Below are 14,719 nucleotides of genomic sequence, written 5' to 3' on the forward strand. Positions count from 1 at the left end.
GCTAGGTCATAGACTTGGAGATACTTTTCAGCATAGCTAGAATAGCAATGACCGCTCTCTGCAGTTCAATAGGCTCTTGTGCCAGCACTTTGGCTACATAAGGGTCAAGCTGTCTGGGGATAGAAGTATATTCCGCTTCCATCTCCGAGATACTGTCCTTCTGGGGAGTAAGATATCCGGCCAGAGTGAATAACTCATCTTCTTCAAAACCCAAAGGATGAGCAATTCGTTTGAGTATTCTGGCAGACGGAAAACGCTCGCCGCGCTCAATGCGCCCCAGATGCGAGGGTGAGACGCTGGTCTTGGCGGCCAGCTCTTGCAAGGTAAGCGGTATTTTTACCCTTTGCTGACGGATTATCTCTCCAAGGTCTGCCCAGCCATTTGATGATGTGGCTTTACTCATGATCTTCCTGCCTTAGATATAATTCGGGTAAGGACTGAATATGATAAAGGTATAATAATATTATACGATAACAGCAAAGCATATGCCAGATGTCAATGTCTGAGCTTTTTACAATGTATACCACTGAACAACAGGTGTCAAAATTAGTATTTTTTGTATACTCATATTTTACAAATGGTATATAGGTAATATTGCCATTTTGGTCCAGCACAGGACAAAAGGCACTTTTTTAAAACGAAAATTTGAGTATTAAAAGGATCTAGCATAAGCCGTATGGATCAATATCAATACTCCAGCCTTGCCCCAGGTTGATATCCCGGAGGAAATTGGCCGGGTTTGGTGAGCGCAGGATTATCTGGTATCGGTAACGTCCCCGCAGGCGCTGGATAAAGGCGGGAGCCGGCCCCAGAATCTCCAGCGTGCCTGAACCGGTCGAATCAGCCTTTTCCCGAAGCGTTTGTGCCAAAAGTATAGCCTGCTGCTGACAAAAGTCATGGTTCAAATGACTGAAAACCAGACAAGCCAATTTCTGGAAGGGGGGATTATTCAGTTCTCTGCGGTAGGCTATTTCTTTGGCATAAAAACCCGGATAATCATGGCAAACGGCTGACTGGATAGCGTAATTTTCAGGTGTGTAGGTCTGGATAACTACTTTGCCGCCTGCCAGACCCCGTCCGGCCCGTCCGGCTACCTGTGCCAGCAGCTGAAAAGTGCGTTCGCCTGCCCGGAAATCCGGCAGGTTCAGGCTGATATCCGCGTTTATTACCCCCACCAGAGTTACTCCGGGCAGGTCAAGCCCCTTGGCTACCATCTGGGTGCCGATGAGTATGTCTGCCTGATGGCGGCTGAATTTGTCCATTATCTGCTGGTGGGAGTCTTTGCCTTTGGTAACATCACTATCCCAGCGAAGCAGTTTTGCCTGAGGAAAAGCCAGCTCGGTTTCTTCCTCCAGTTTTTGGGTTCCCATGCCAAGATATTTAATCCGGCGGCTTTTGCAGTTCGGGCAGGTGAGGGGATTGGGATAATGCCTGCCGCACTGATGGCAAACCAGATTTTCCTGGTCAGGGTGGTAAGTAAGCAGTGTATCACAGCTTTTGCACATGGCTACATAGCCGCAGTCACGGCACTGGATAAAACTGGCACCGCCCCGCCGGTTTATGAAAAGGATGGCCTGCTCATGTTTTGCCAGTACTTTTTCAATCGAAGCATGCAGGTTGCGGGAGAAAATACTCCGGTTGCCTTCGGAAAGTTCGGTGCGCATATCTACCAGCTCGGTTTTGGGCAGGGAAGCACCTCTGTAGGGGGTCAGGCGTTCGGGCAGTTCCAGCAACTGGTAAAGGCCGTTTTGGGCTTTAAAATAGCTGTCAATATCCGGGGTGGCACTGCCCAGCACCAGAACTGCACCATATTCTTCAGTCATTTTTAGGGCGACTGTGCGGGTGTGATAACGGGGTTGAGAGTTCTGCTGTTTATATGTCCATTCGTGCTCTTCGTCTATGATGATGATACCCGGTTTATCCAGCGGGGCAAAAAGGGCACTTCTGGGTCCGATTACTATATCGGCCTGATCGTTTTTTATCCTTTGCCATTCGTCAAACTGTTCACCGAGACTGAGGCGGCTGTGAAGTACGGCCACCCTGCCGGGGAAACGCCCGGCAAAACGGGCAATAGTCTGGGGGGTAAGGGATATCTCCGGTACCAGTACAATGGCTTTTTTGCCCAGACGCAGGGCTTCAGCCAGCGCCTGCAGGTATATTTCGGTTTTACCGCTGCCGGTTATTCCGTGCAATAAAAAGGTACGGGGATTCTGGTCATCTTCGGGCGGAGTATTCAGGGAACGGTTGATAGACTCCAGACACTTTTCCTGAGGAGGGCTTAGTTTAAGGTGGGGCAGGGTTTCTATGTGGCTGTAATCTATCGGCTGGCGGAATACCTGATGCTCCTCAGTTAGTATTAGCTCTTTCTTCTCCAGAGATTTCAAGATTGCAGCATTATTTTTAACCAGCAAATTCAGACGGCTTTTGGAAATGCCTTGCGGGTTTTCCCGGAGGCACTCAAAAACCTCGGTCTGGCGGGGAGATAACTTTGGCAGAGTCTGGTCTTTAATAAATGCCAGTGCCTGCTCACTTAGGCCGAAATGTTTTTCAAATTTGGTTTGTGTCCGTACCGGGCTTATCTGATAGGTTCGGTTGATAAGCCCCTGATTTATCAGCTTTGGTATGGCGGTTTGGGTGGTTTTTTTGCCGAATATATTTTCCAGTTCAGTTTGAGGGGTAATATCTCTGGTCTGCAACCAGTCAAATATTTTTTGTAAACTTGGGCTGAGGATTGCAGGCGGTTTTTCGCTTTTATTCAATGGTGAGGGCTCAAGGCTGATATAGGCTACGCTGCGGCGTTCAAAAGACGGAGGCAGCATGGGGGAAAGGGCTTCGTAGATGCTGCATAAATAGGTTTGGCTTATCCATGCGGCTAGGTTAAGCTGATGAAAAGAAAGAAGCGGCGTATCAGAGATAACGCCGCAGATTTCACGTGTTTGCCCAAATGCCGGCTGGTCAGATACTTCAAGGACTATGCCCTGAACTATTTTGGGCCCGAAAGGAGCCCAGACCGCCTGGCCGGGTTTGATTTCTAACCCCAAAGGTATGGAGTAGGAAAAACTGCCCGGTCTAAGTACCGGAGTGTTTACGGCCAGTTCGGCAAAAGCCAATCTATACCCCCTAAGAAAGCTTAAGAGGGTGTCTGTTTAACTTCTTTAATGCGGGCTGCTTTTCCAGAAAGCTTGCGCAGGTAGAACAGGCGGGCACGGCGTACTCGGCCCTTCTTCATAATCTCAACCTTGGTAACATTGGGTGAGAGGAAGGGGAAGGTGCGTTCAACGCCCACGCCGTAGCTTATACGGCGAACAGTGAAATTGCCGCCGTCAGCGGCCTGTTTGACCTTCAGGACTACACCCTGGAACATCTGAATGCGTTCTTTGTCGCCTTCTTTAATGCGGGCGTGTACTTTTATAGTATCACCGGGGCCAAAATTAGGTAAAACTTTTTCGGCCTTGGTATTTTCTACAGCAACTGTTTCTTCTTCACTGGTTGCAGGGGCTTCCTGATTATTCATAGTCTCTTCCATGGTGGTAAAAACTCCTTTAAATATCAACGGAATATTAAAACACAAACCCAATTCATAATCAAGTGCGCGGGTTTGGCAGGGGCATAGCGGGGTGTTTGCATACCTTATATATAATAGCAGATTTTAACCCTGAGCGTTTTCTTCGGCCAGAATCTCGTCTACCAGTTTTCGGTCGGCTTTGGAGAGTGGTATTTTTTCAAACATATCCGGGCGTCGTTTCAGGGTACGCCTGAGAGATTCTTTCCGCCGCCAGCGGTTTATCTGGGCATGATTTCCGGAAAGAAGCACGTCCGGTATGCCCCAGCCCCTGAATACAGGGGGGCGGGTATAGTGGGGGTGTTCCAGCAGGCCGTTTGAGTGGGAATCATCCTGTGAGGATTCGCCTGAACCAAGCACGCCGGGTATCAGGCGGGAAACAGCATCTATAACTACCATGGCAGCCAGTTCGCCGCCGGTTAGTACAAAATCACCGATGCTTATTTCATCTGTGGCCAGATGTTCACGCACCCGTTCGTCAAAGCCTTCGTAATGGCCGCAAATTATAATCAGCCGTTCGTGCTTCGCCAGTTCACGGGCTACTTCCTGATTGAAGGAGCGTCCCTGAGGGGAGAGCAGGATAACCGGGGCAGGGGTGGGGTCTTCCCTGAGGACGTCTTCTACCGCCTCAAACAGCGGTTCAGGCTTAAGAAGCATGCCGGCACCGCCTCCGTAAGGGGAGTCATCTACCGCATGATGCTTGTCATGGGCAAAATCCCTGAAGTTATGTATTTCTAACCTTACCAGATTATTGTCTGTTGCCCGCTTGAAAATGCTTTCTTCAAAAGGGGACTGAAACATCTCAGGGAAAAGGGTTAATACATCTATTTTCAAGCTTTTCTCTCCTATTTTTACCCCTTGACGTTGTTCTATTTTAGCATACCCTTTTGGCCAGACTCAAAAGCTCAATAGATATATAAAAATATATTTTCAAAGGCTTGACAAAGGGGGTGTTCGCTTATAGAATGGGAAAAAGTGGGGTAATGTGGTAAGTCGGGGAGAGAGTACCTAAGAAGATGTTTTTCGGAGAATTTGAGTACAAGCTGGACGAAAAAGGGCGTTTCCCTTTGCCGCCTGCCATCAGGCCCAGCCTGAAGGACGGTTTGATACTTGCCCCCGGCACCGGTGAGAAATGCATTTATGCTTACCCCCTGTGCGAATGGAAAAAACTGGCTGAAAGCTTGAAGAGTACTACGGTTGCTCCCAGCAAGATGCGCCGCCTGAACAGGGCTCTATTCGCTTTGGCTTTTGATGTTAATCTGGATGCTCAGGGTCGTTTGACCCTGCCTGCACCTTTAAAAACCTATGCTGGGGTTAATATAGAGGTTATTGTGGCAGGTGTCAACAATTATTTGGAGATATGGGACAAGGAGACTTGGGAGTCTGAAAAGAAGGCCAGCCAAGAGCAGGCCTGGCAAATAATAGAAACGCTTGAGGAGCATTAGACAAAAGTGATTGAATATCCTCATATACCGGTTATGCTGGAAGAGTCCATACAGGGGCTGGGGGTTATACCCGGAGGCCGTTATGTGGACTGTACTTTGGGGGCAGGTGGCCATTCGGAGGCTATTTTAGAGCACAGTTACCCCGGCGGGCAGCTTTTGTCTATAGATGCAGACCCCAGTGCCATAACTCTGGCGGCCGAACGGCTGAAGAGTTTCGGCAGTTCGGTTTTACTGGTTAATGACAATTTTGCGAATTTGAAAGATATATGCCAGCGGTATGAATATATGCCGGTACATGGTATTTTGTTTGATTTGGGTCTTTCCTCTATGCAGTTGGACAGGCAAGAATCCGGGTTTAGTTTCCAGACCGAAGCTCCTCTGGATATGCGGTTTTCCCCTGAGCAGGAGCTGACGGCGGCAGATATTATTAACGGATACGATGTGACTGAACTTTCCGATCTTATTTGGAAATATGGAGAAGAACCTTTTAGCCGGCGGATTGCCAGAGCTATTGCAGAGAAAAGGCCGTTTAAAACCACCACCGAACTGGCTGCTGCTATAGAGAGGGCGGTAGGCGGGCGTCATGGACGTATTCATCCGGCCACCCGTACTTTTCAGGCTTTGCGGATAGCCGTAAATGAAGAGCTTTCTCACCTGGAAAGTGCTCTTTCGCAGGCTCATAGCCTGCTGGGTCATGGCGGGCGGCTGGTGGTGATAAGTTACCACTCGCTTGAAGACCGTATTGTGAAGCAGTATTTTCAAAAGGAAGCCAAGGGCTGTATATGCCCTGATGATATTCCCCAGTGTGTTTGTGACCACCAGCCTTCGCTGAGAATTATAAACCGCAGGGTGATTACCCCTTCGAATGAAGAAATATCCCGAAACCCGCGCAGCCGAAGCGCCAAGATGCGGGTAGCAGAGCGGATTATAGAACCCGGCGAGGGGCGTTTTTTTTCCAGCCGGGAAGATGAATTAGTTAATCATGTCAGCAGAACTGGCTCTGTTCAGCATGGACAGGCTAAACATAAGGGGGTGGTCCAGAGGGGAGGAAGCTGATGTGCGGAAAGGATTAATTTTCCCGTAAGGGATTTTTGAGATACCCGGTTTTGCAAATGGAGGGAGATATATGAAAAACAGAATCGTTACAGCGATTGATGTCGGCACTACCAAGATCTGTACTATAATTGCCGAAGTAAATCCTGTGGGCGGTGTCAACGTAGTAGGTGTTGGCATTGGCCCTTCGCAGGGTTTACATAAAGGTCTGGTAGTAAACATCAATGACGCCCGGGAATCCATCCGTGAGTCCATCCGTAAGGCGGAACAGGCTTCCGGATACAAGGTTGAATCCGCCTATGTAGGCGTAACCGGCCGCCATGTGACCTCTATGAACAATAAGGGTGTGGTGGCTATTACCAGAAATGACCGTCTGGTAAGAAGTGATGACCTGAAGCGGGTAATGGCTACCGCTCAGAACATCAGCGTTCCTAATGACCGCAAATTGCTCCACGTTATTCCCAGAACCTATGCAGTTGACGGCCAATCCGGGGTAAAAAACCCGGTGGGTATGCATGGTTTCAGGCTGGATGTGGAAACACATATTATTACTGCGGCCGCTACCTCGGTACAGAACCTGGTGAAGTGCATTCGGGGGCTGGGCATTGATATTGATGACCTGGTACTCGAACCTATTGCTTCCAGTGAAGCTGTACTGACTGATGACGAAAAGCAGGTGGGTGTTATTCTGGCCGATATCGGCGGAGGCACCACTGATATCTGCGTCTTCAAAGATGGTAGTATCTGGCACACGGCTATTATCCCGGTGGCTGGTTATCAGCTGACACGTGATGTGGCTATTGGCCTGGGCCTTCCCTTTGACGTTGCCGAGGAAATGAAGAAACGCTACGGCAGCGTCCTGCCCGTATATGAAACCAAAATGGAGTCTCCCAGCCCTATCTGCGAAGATGGCCATGGTGTTTCTTATCAGGACCTGTGTGACATTATCCGCGCCCGGGTGGAGGAAGTTCTGCGCCTTATCATGCTGGAGATACCTAACTCGGACTATGACAGTCTGGTACCGGCTGGCCTGGTACTGACCGGCGGCAGCTCTAATCTGGCGGGTATGGAAACTCTGGGACGGGATATCCTGCGCATACCGGTAAGGGTAGGAAACCCTGACAAGGTTTACGGCATTGTGGATTCACTTCATGATCCGGCTTATGCCACCGGTGTGGGCCTGCTCCTCTGGGGTGCCAAGCATCAGCCTGTTAAAAAATCATGGCTGGATAATATCGGCTTTTTCGGCCGAATGCGTAACTTGCTTAAGGGTTTTGCCGGTCTGTTTGGAACTAACTAAATAAAGTAAAATTTTAGAACGATATAAGGAGATTATAAAATGGCTAAAACAAGTTTCGTTCCCAATCCCGCCAGAATTAAAGTATTCGGCTGTGGCGGCGGCGGTTGCAATGCTGTTACCCGCATGGTCCGTGAAGAAATACAGGGTGTTGAATTTATTGCTATCAACACTGATGCCCAAGCTTTGGCTATCACTGAAGCTCCTATCCGCCTGCAGATAGGCGAAAGAGTTACCCGCGGTTTGGGTGCCGGCGGCGACCATAATATGGGGCAGAAAGCGGCTGAAGAGAGCCGCGATGAAATCCGCGAAATAGTTAACGGGGCTGATATGGTTTTCGTTACCGCAGGTATGGGTGGCGGTACCGGTACCGGTTCTGCTCCCATTGTGGCTGAAGAATCCAAGAAAAGCGGCGCTTTGACTATCGCTGTGGTTACCAAGCCCTTTACTTTTGAAGGTGCTCACCGGGCTTCTACTGCCAAAGAAGGCATTAATCGCCTGCTGGGCAAGGTAGATACCCTGATTATCATCCCCAATGACCGCCTGCTGGATTTGTGTGACCAGAAGACCGGCGTGGATGCCGCTTTCAAGATGGCTGACGATGTACTCCGCCACGGCGTGCAGGCTATTTCCGAGGTTATCACCGTTCCCGGTCTGATTAACCTGGACTTTGCTGATGTGCGTGCCGTTATGCGGGACGCCGGCCCGGCCTGGATGTCTATTGGTTATGGTTCCGGCAAGAACAGGGCTTCAGATGCCGCCAAGAGCGCTCTGGCCAGCCCTCTGCTGGATGTTTCCATCACCGGATCCAAGGGTGTTCTCTTTAACATAGTGGGCGGCCCTGACCTGAGCCTGATGGAAGTTAACGAAGCAGCCGATGTTATTAAACAGGCGGTTGATCCTGATGCCAACATCATCTTTGGTGTGGCTTCGGACGCATCCATGGGTTCAAACGTAAAGATAACCCTGATTGCTACCGGCTTTGTTTCCAAGATGGGTATGGCCGAAGAAGAGGGTGATGATGCCATTACCCGCCAGCTGAAGGGTATCAAGACCGAAGACGAACTGGATGTTCCCTCCTTCTTGCGGAGACCGCTCTTTAATCGGGCCCGTCCGGTTGCCCCTCCGGTGGATACCCGCTCTAATAAGCCTTCTTCCAGGATTTCCTGGTAAGTCTAATATAGTTGTATAACAGGGCTGCGGTGCTTAACCGCAGCCCTGTTTCTTTGTAAAAATAAGACTATTTACGTATTGACTACCACTATCCCTTGTGTTAATCTATCTGCGCAACACAATATACAGTGTTGGAGGGTGAAATGAATTGTCCTTATTGCAGTCACCCGGATTCCAAGGTGATAGACTCCAGAGATGTAGATGACGGGGTACGCCGAAGGCGTGAGTGTGTGGTTTGCGGCCAGAGGTTTACTACCTATGAACGTTTTCAGCCAGCCGGTCTCTTTGTGGTTAAGAAAGACCAGCGGCGTGAAGAGTTTAACAAGGAAAAGTTGCTGAGCGGTCTCAGACGTGCCTGTGAGAAACGCCCTTTGCCAGCCGGGGCGGTGGACAAGGTGGCGGGGGATATAGAGGCCGAACTTTACAATATGGGCAAGGCCGAAATACCCAGTACCCTTTTGGGAGATATGGTTATGGAAAGGCTGAAAATGCTGGATAATATTGCCTATGTGCGCTTTGCCAGCGTCTACCGTGAGTTTACTGATATTACCCAGCTGAAAAAGGTAGTAGACAATTTGGTAAACGGACAGGACGAGGGCATACACAAAGGGCAACTTAGTTTGTTGCCTGAAGATAAGGCGGTCCCCAAGACCAGATACCAAAGGAGATAACATGGTAAATCACGTAAGCGGTAAGAAACCAACTCCGGTTAATCGCAACCGCGTGGCCAGGGCTATGTTTGTAGCTGCGGCCTCAATGGGTATTTCTGATAGAGTCCAGATAGAAACACTTATCAGCCAGCTTATAAAAAGGCTGGAAAAGCCGGTAGGATTGCCTGGCATGGAAGATTTGTTGCCCAGTGATTTAAAAGCCCCTGCGGTACTGGCCACAGATGATGAGATAGATATAATGGTCAAAGAGGTGCTGGACGCAGGTAACAAGGACAAGCAAAATCAAATTGAGACCCAAGCCAAGGAGGAAGAACCGATGCCGGTAAAAGTACAAGTTAAATCTGAAATGAAGGCAGATGCCAGAACTGAGGGGCTGAAGCTTACAGATAATGCCATGTGCGTGCTGGAACGCCGCTATCTGAAAAAAGACAAGCAGGGCAAATCTACCGAAACAGTTGAGGATATGTTTCGCCGGGTTGCCCGCACTATTGCCATGGGGGAGCTTATTTATAACCCCAAGGCAGACGTAAGAAGCCGTGAAGACGAGTTTTTTAACCTGATGACTCGTCTGGAGTTTCTGCCCAATTCGCCCACCCTTATGAATGCCGGACGTGAGCTAGGGCAGCTTTCAGCCTGTTTCGTACTGCCGGTAGATGATTCGATAGAGTCTATTTTTGATGCCGTGAAGCACACCGCCATGATACATAAGAGCGGCGGCGGCACCGGTTTCTCATTCTCCCGCCTGCGTCCAGAACAAGACCGGGTGGGTACTACCGGAGGGGTTGCCAGCGGGCCTGTATCCTTCATGCGTGCCTTTGATGTGGCAACTGATGTTATCAAGCAGGGTGGAACCAGAAGGGGCGCCAATATGGCTATCCTGAGTATTGACCACCCTGATATTATGAAATTTGTCCATGCCAAGGATAAAGCCGGAGTGCTGACTAACTTTAATTTGTCGGTAGCCATTACCGATAAATTTATGCAGGCGGTAAAAGACGGGGTTGATTATGATTTGTTAAACCCCCATAACGGCGAAGTTGTTTCCAGTCTGAATGCTTCCGAAGTGTTTAACAAGATTGTTCATATGGCTTGGAAGACTGGTGATCCGGGTATTGTCTTTATTGACCGCATAAATGCTTACAATCCCACTCCCCAGCTGGGGCGGATTGAAAGCACCAATCCTTGCGGTGAACAGCCTTTGCTGCCTTATGAATCCTGCAACTTGGGGTCAATAAACCTGTCACGTATGGTGACTGTAAGCGGAGGCCAAAATACCGTTGATTATAAAAAGCTGAGCCGGGTTATAAAGAGTGCCGTTCGTTTTCTGGATAATGTCATAGACGTAAATAAATTCCCCCTGCCTCAGATTGATGAGATGACCAAGAAGAGCCGCAAGATTGGTCTGGGAGTGATGGGTTTTGCGGATATGCTTTTGGAACTGGGTGTGCCGTACAATTCGGAAAACTCAATAAAGCTGGCAGAGGAGATAATGTGCTTTGTAAATGACGAAGCCCACAAATTCTCGTCAGAACTGGCGGTGGAGAGGGGCGTTTTCCCGGCCTATCGCGGGAGTATTTATGAGAAGAGCGGTCGCCCTATGCGGAACGCTTCCTGTACCACCATTGCACCCACCGGTACTTTGTCTATTATTGCGGGATGTTCTTCAGGTATTGAACCCCATTTTGCCTTGTGCTTTACCCGCAATATTCTGGACGGAACTAAGCTGATAGAGGTTAACCCTTATTTTGAGAGGGCGGCTAAAGAAGGCGGATATTATTCCGAGGAGCTTATTAAATCTTTGGCGGAAGGGGCGCATCTGGATGAGGTTGATGTGCCGCAGGACGCCAAAGACCTGTTCGTAACCGCCCACCAGATTGTGCCGGAGTGGCATGTGCGCATACAGGCGGCTTTCCAGAAATGCACTGATAACGCCGTTTCCAAAACAGTAAACTTTTCCCGTGACGCAGGGGAATGTGATGTGGCTGAGGTCTACAAAATGGCTCATGCCCGCAATTTGAAGGGTATTACTATCTATCGTGACGGCAGCCGCGAAGACCAGCCTATGTCTACCGGCAAGGCTGAAAATAAAATTGAAACTCCGGCTGTTGCTGTAAACCCGAATTTGATGCCCCGTAAACGTTCCAAAGTAACCCAGGGTATTACCGAAAGGGTTACTACGGGTTGCGGATATATTTACGTTACTGTAAACTCTGACGAGCATGGAATTTGTGAGGTGTTTTCCTCACTGGGCAAGGCCGGAGGTTGTGCTTCCGCCCAACTTGAATCCACCTGCCGGCTTATTTCGCTGGCCTTGCGCTCTGGTATGGAAGTAGCTTCGGTGGTTAAACAGCTTAGAGGTATTCGCTGCCCTTCCATTGCATGGGATGACAGCAAAGCTGTATTAAGCTGTGCTGATGCGATTGCCAGTGTGCTGGAGAAACATGTAAACGGTTACAGTCAGCCAGTGGCGGCTTCAGCCAAAACCGGGAGTGTAAGCGGGCTGGTCAGGAACATAGCAGGGCAATGCCCTGAATGCGGCAGTATTCTGGTTTATCAGGAAGGGTGCTTCATTTGCCCCGGTTGCGGTTATACTAAATGTTAAAAAATATTGGAGGATATAAAATGGAAAACACTAAGGATATGCTGGCTCTGGTACTGGTTGCTGCTGGCTTCATGTATCTCATGATAGTCACTGTGGCTGGCTTGATCGCCTAGCCGTATTCTAATTAGATTAGGTATAAAAACACCTTTCCTGCCTTAAAAACAGGATAGGTGTTTTTTTATCTCAAATAATATATTATAGAATCAAGTCTATACATGAGTGGTGATTGATGACGGATACACTTGAAAGGGTGATGATATTTATAGATGGTAGTAACATGTACCACTATCTCAAATCCCATTTTCAAAGAACTGATATAGATTTTGGTTGTTTTTGCTCCAAGATTGCCGGACACAGGCGTTTAGTCCGTATTTATTATTACAATGCCGAGGTAGGCCGCAAGGAAGAGCCGGAGCGTTTTAATGACCAGAAAAAGTTTTTTACCAGTCTGGAAAAAATACCCTATATGGAGCTTCGGCTGGGAAGGTTGGTATATTCAGGTTGGCCTGCTACACCCCCATATGAAAAAGGGGTAGATGTATTGCTGTCTACCGATATGCTCAGCCATGGATTCAAGAATAATTTTGATACAGCCATACTGGTTGCTGGGGACAGTGATTTTGTGAGTGCCCTTCAGGCAGTCAAGGATAATGGCAAAAACGTGGAGGTAGCCCTTTTCGGCAAGGAAAGTACCTCTGTGGAACTTCGTAAAGTGGCGGACAAGATTATTGCGGTAGACGGGCGTCTGCTGCGTAACTGCTGGAAACAGCAAAGAAACAATTATGGCACGCAAAGACCGCCTCAAGAATCGTAAAGAGCTTTCACGCACACGGGTTTCATATGCCTCTTCCCAGAGGGTAGCCGGTGAAAGCGGAGTTGTTATTAAGGACTGGGGCGGCAGATTGCCTCTGGCGGTTGCATATCCCAATTCTTACTACGTGGGCATGTCAAATCTGGGACTTCATACCCTTTACCGCCTGATAAATAACTATCCGGAATATCTGGCCGAGAGATTTTTCTGGGAAGGCGGCACCGCCAAAGGCCGCCCGACTCTGAGTGTAGAATCACGCCGCCCTCTTACTGATTATGTAGCTCTCTTGTTTACTCTTTCCTACGAACTGGACTTTCTGAATATCCCCTCTATGCTGGCGGATTGCGGCATGCCGCTTTACGCCCGTGAACGGGACGAGGCTTTTCCGCTGGTTATCGGCGGAGGTGCCTGCATAATGTCTAACCCCGCACCGGCAGCTGATTTTTTTGACGTGTTTTGCATAGGTGAGGCAGAGGCTATTTTACCCGAGCTTCTGGCGGTGCTTTCCGAAACGGCAGGCGAATCTAAAGGTTTGATTCTGGAACGTTTGGCTAAAATACCCGGTTTGTATGTGCCGTCTATACCGCCAGAACAGCCGGTTGAAAGGGTATTTCCGTCTGAACTTACTCAGGGGGTGGGAACGGCGGTCTTCAGTACAGCTACCGAACTGGGCGAGATGTATCTGATGGAAGTGGAACGCGGCTGCGGACACCAGTGCCGTTTTTGCTTAGTAGCAGGGGTGTTTTGCCCTCTGCGTTACCACCCTTTGGAACTGCTGTTAAAACAGGCTGAAGAGGGAATGCTGAAACGCAAGAGGATAGGTCTGGTGGGACCGGTGGTTAGTGACCATCCCCAGGTGACTGAACTTGTCTCCCGCTTGAGGAATATGGATTTTGGCTTAAGTGTAAGTTCGCTCAGGATAAAACCGCTGTCTGAAAAAATGCTGGACGAACTGGCACTTTCAGGTGTTTCCAGTTTGGCTATGGCACCAGAAGCCGGTTCTGAGAGGCTGAGACGGATTATCCGCAAGGGTATAACCGAAGATGACATAATACGGGCAGCCGCTCTGGTGGCTGAAAAGGGTTTCCGCCAGCTAAAATTTTATTTCATGCTGGGGTTGCCGGGTGAGGCTGACGAAGATGTGGAAGAAATGATAGTACTGGCTGAAAAGGCTCAGCAGGCCATGTCTTCCAAGGGGCGTGGGGTAAGGCTTAGCCTGAATATTGCTCCCTTTGTGCCCAAACCTGCCACTCCTTTTCAGTGGCTGGGTATGGAAGATGCTGCCCTCATAAAGCGGCGGCTGGATACAATACGCTTACGTCTGGAAGGGCAGGGGATAGAGGTTCGGGCTGAAAGCCCTGAAATGTCTCAGATTCAGGCGGTGCTTTCCAGAGGTGATTCAAGTCTTTCAAACCTGCTGGCAACGGCGGGAGGTGATTCACTGGCTTGCTGGAAGCGGGCAGCCAAATCACTTGAGATAGACAGCCAGTCTCTGGCTAAAACCCGGTTTGATTTGGCAGATGAACTGCCATGGCACATGCTGGAAAACCCGAAACAGCGGCAAAAACTGGAAACTGAATATAAAGCCGCTTTCAAAGAAATATAAAAAGGGAGACTTTTTAAAGGTCTCCCTTCCGGTTTAAGGTAATTAAATTTAGTTATTCAGAAGTGCGGTTACGATGGCATTAACCATCTGTCCGTCGGCTTTGCCTTTTACCAGAGGCATTAACTTGCCCATTACTTTTCCCTTATCCTGAGGGGTGCTGGCACCTGTTTCCGAGATTACTTTTTTAATAATCAGGGTCAGTTCGGCTTCGCCCATCTGTTCCGGCATATAGGACTGGAGGATTTCCATTTCCTGCTGTTCTTTTTCAACCAGCTCAGGTCTGTTTGCCTGCTTATAGGCGTCTATGCTTTCGCGCCTTTGCTTTATCTCCTTGGCTATTACCCCGATGATTTCCTCATCTGTAAAGGTTTTCTGCTTGGCTATTTCAGCATAACTGATGGCTGAAACCAGCATACGGAGTACAGAACACTTCAGTTTTTCACCTTGTCGCAGAGAAAGTTTGACCTCTTCGCCAAACTTTTCTTTCAAAGTTGGCATT

The 14,719-nt window shown here is 49.0% G+C and carries 13 protein-coding genes; 8 read left to right on the forward strand and 5 right to left on the reverse strand.

The annotated features are described in order from the left end of the window. Position 1: 1 nt before the first annotated feature. From X794_RS01100 to trmD, 4 genes are all read right to left on the reverse strand, one after another. A complete protein-coding gene (locus X794_RS01100; protein ID WP_011308867.1) occupies positions 2–403 on the reverse strand; it encodes a helix-turn-helix domain-containing protein in 402 nt (133 codons plus the stop codon). 259 nt (positions 404–662) lie between these two features. Beyond that, positions 663–3,110 carry a primosomal protein N' gene (gene priA / locus X794_RS01105; protein WP_034376755.1) on the reverse strand — a complete coding sequence of 816 codons (2,448 nt, stop codon included), beginning with the start codon at positions 3,108–3,110 and terminating at the stop codon, positions 663–665. A gap of 20 nt (positions 3,111–3,130) precedes the next feature. Then, on the reverse strand, positions 3,131–3,526 hold the full coding sequence (gene rplS / locus X794_RS01110) for a 50S ribosomal protein L19 (protein WP_034376753.1): 396 nt from the start codon (positions 3,524–3,526) through the stop codon (positions 3,131–3,133). Between the two features lie 123 nt (positions 3,527–3,649). Next, a complete protein-coding gene (trmD, locus tag X794_RS01115; RefSeq protein WP_034376751.1) occupies positions 3,650–4,396 on the reverse strand; it encodes a tRNA (guanosine(37)-N1)-methyltransferase TrmD in 747 nt (248 codons plus the stop codon). A gap of 182 nt (positions 4,397–4,578) precedes the next feature. On the opposite strand from trmD, the gene mraZ reads away from it, so the two are divergent. The 8 genes from mraZ to X794_RS01155 all read left to right on the forward strand — a co-directional run bounded on the left by mraZ (position 4,579) and on the right by X794_RS01155 (position 14,220). Next, positions 4,579–5,007, forward strand: a complete 429-nt coding sequence (gene mraZ / locus X794_RS01120) for a division/cell wall cluster transcriptional repressor MraZ (protein ID WP_011928783.1) — start codon at positions 4,579–4,581, stop codon at positions 5,005–5,007. A gap of 6 nt (positions 5,008–5,013) precedes the next feature. Then, the gene (rsmH, locus tag X794_RS01125; protein WP_034376749.1) at positions 5,014–6,063 is read left to right on the forward strand and encodes a 16S rRNA (cytosine(1402)-N(4))-methyltransferase RsmH; all 1,050 of its coding nucleotides are present in this window, start codon (positions 5,014–5,016) and stop codon (positions 6,061–6,063) included. 70 nt (positions 6,064–6,133) lie between these two features. Further along, positions 6,134–7,360, forward strand: coding sequence for a cell division protein FtsA (ftsA, locus tag X794_RS01130; protein WP_011308873.1), 1,227 nt, complete (start codon positions 6,134–6,136; stop codon positions 7,358–7,360). Between the two features lie 39 nt (positions 7,361–7,399). Then, entirely contained in the window at positions 7,400–8,530 is a 1,131-nt protein-coding gene (ftsZ, locus tag X794_RS01135; protein ID WP_011308874.1) for a cell division protein FtsZ, read from the forward strand. Positions 8,531–8,673: 143 nt separating this feature from the next. Beyond that, positions 8,674–9,201 (forward strand): transcriptional regulator NrdR, encoded by a 528-nt coding sequence (gene nrdR / locus X794_RS01140; protein WP_015407549.1) that lies wholly within the window; start codon positions 8,674–8,676, stop codon positions 9,199–9,201. A 316-nt stretch (positions 9,202–9,517) separates the two neighbouring features. Further along, the gene (locus X794_RS01145) at positions 9,518–11,803 is read left to right on the forward strand and encodes a vitamin B12-dependent ribonucleotide reductase (protein WP_167333056.1); all 2,286 of its coding nucleotides are present in this window, start codon (positions 9,518–9,520) and stop codon (positions 11,801–11,803) included. Between the two features lie 229 nt (positions 11,804–12,032). After that, positions 12,033–12,617, forward strand: coding sequence for an NYN domain-containing protein (locus tag X794_RS01150; protein ID WP_011308878.1), 585 nt, complete (start codon positions 12,033–12,035; stop codon positions 12,615–12,617). Then, positions 12,586–14,220, forward strand: a complete 1,635-nt coding sequence (locus X794_RS01155; protein ID WP_034376746.1) for a radical SAM protein — start codon at positions 12,586–12,588, stop codon at positions 14,218–14,220. The genes X794_RS01150 and X794_RS01155 overlap by 32 nt, the downstream gene beginning before the upstream one ends. Before the next feature lie 48 nt (positions 14,221–14,268). On the opposite strand, the gene X794_RS01160 is transcribed toward X794_RS01155, so the two are convergent. Next, positions 14,269–14,718, reverse strand: a complete 450-nt coding sequence (locus X794_RS01160; RefSeq protein ID WP_011308880.1) for a GatB/YqeY domain-containing protein — start codon at positions 14,716–14,718, stop codon at positions 14,269–14,271. Position 14,719: the final 1 nt, after the last annotated feature.

Source organism: Dehalococcoides mccartyi CG5 (assembly GCF_000830885.1).
In the GTDB taxonomy this organism is placed as follows: Bacteria; Chloroflexota; Dehalococcoidia; order Dehalococcoidales; family Dehalococcoidaceae; genus Dehalococcoides; species Dehalococcoides mccartyi_B.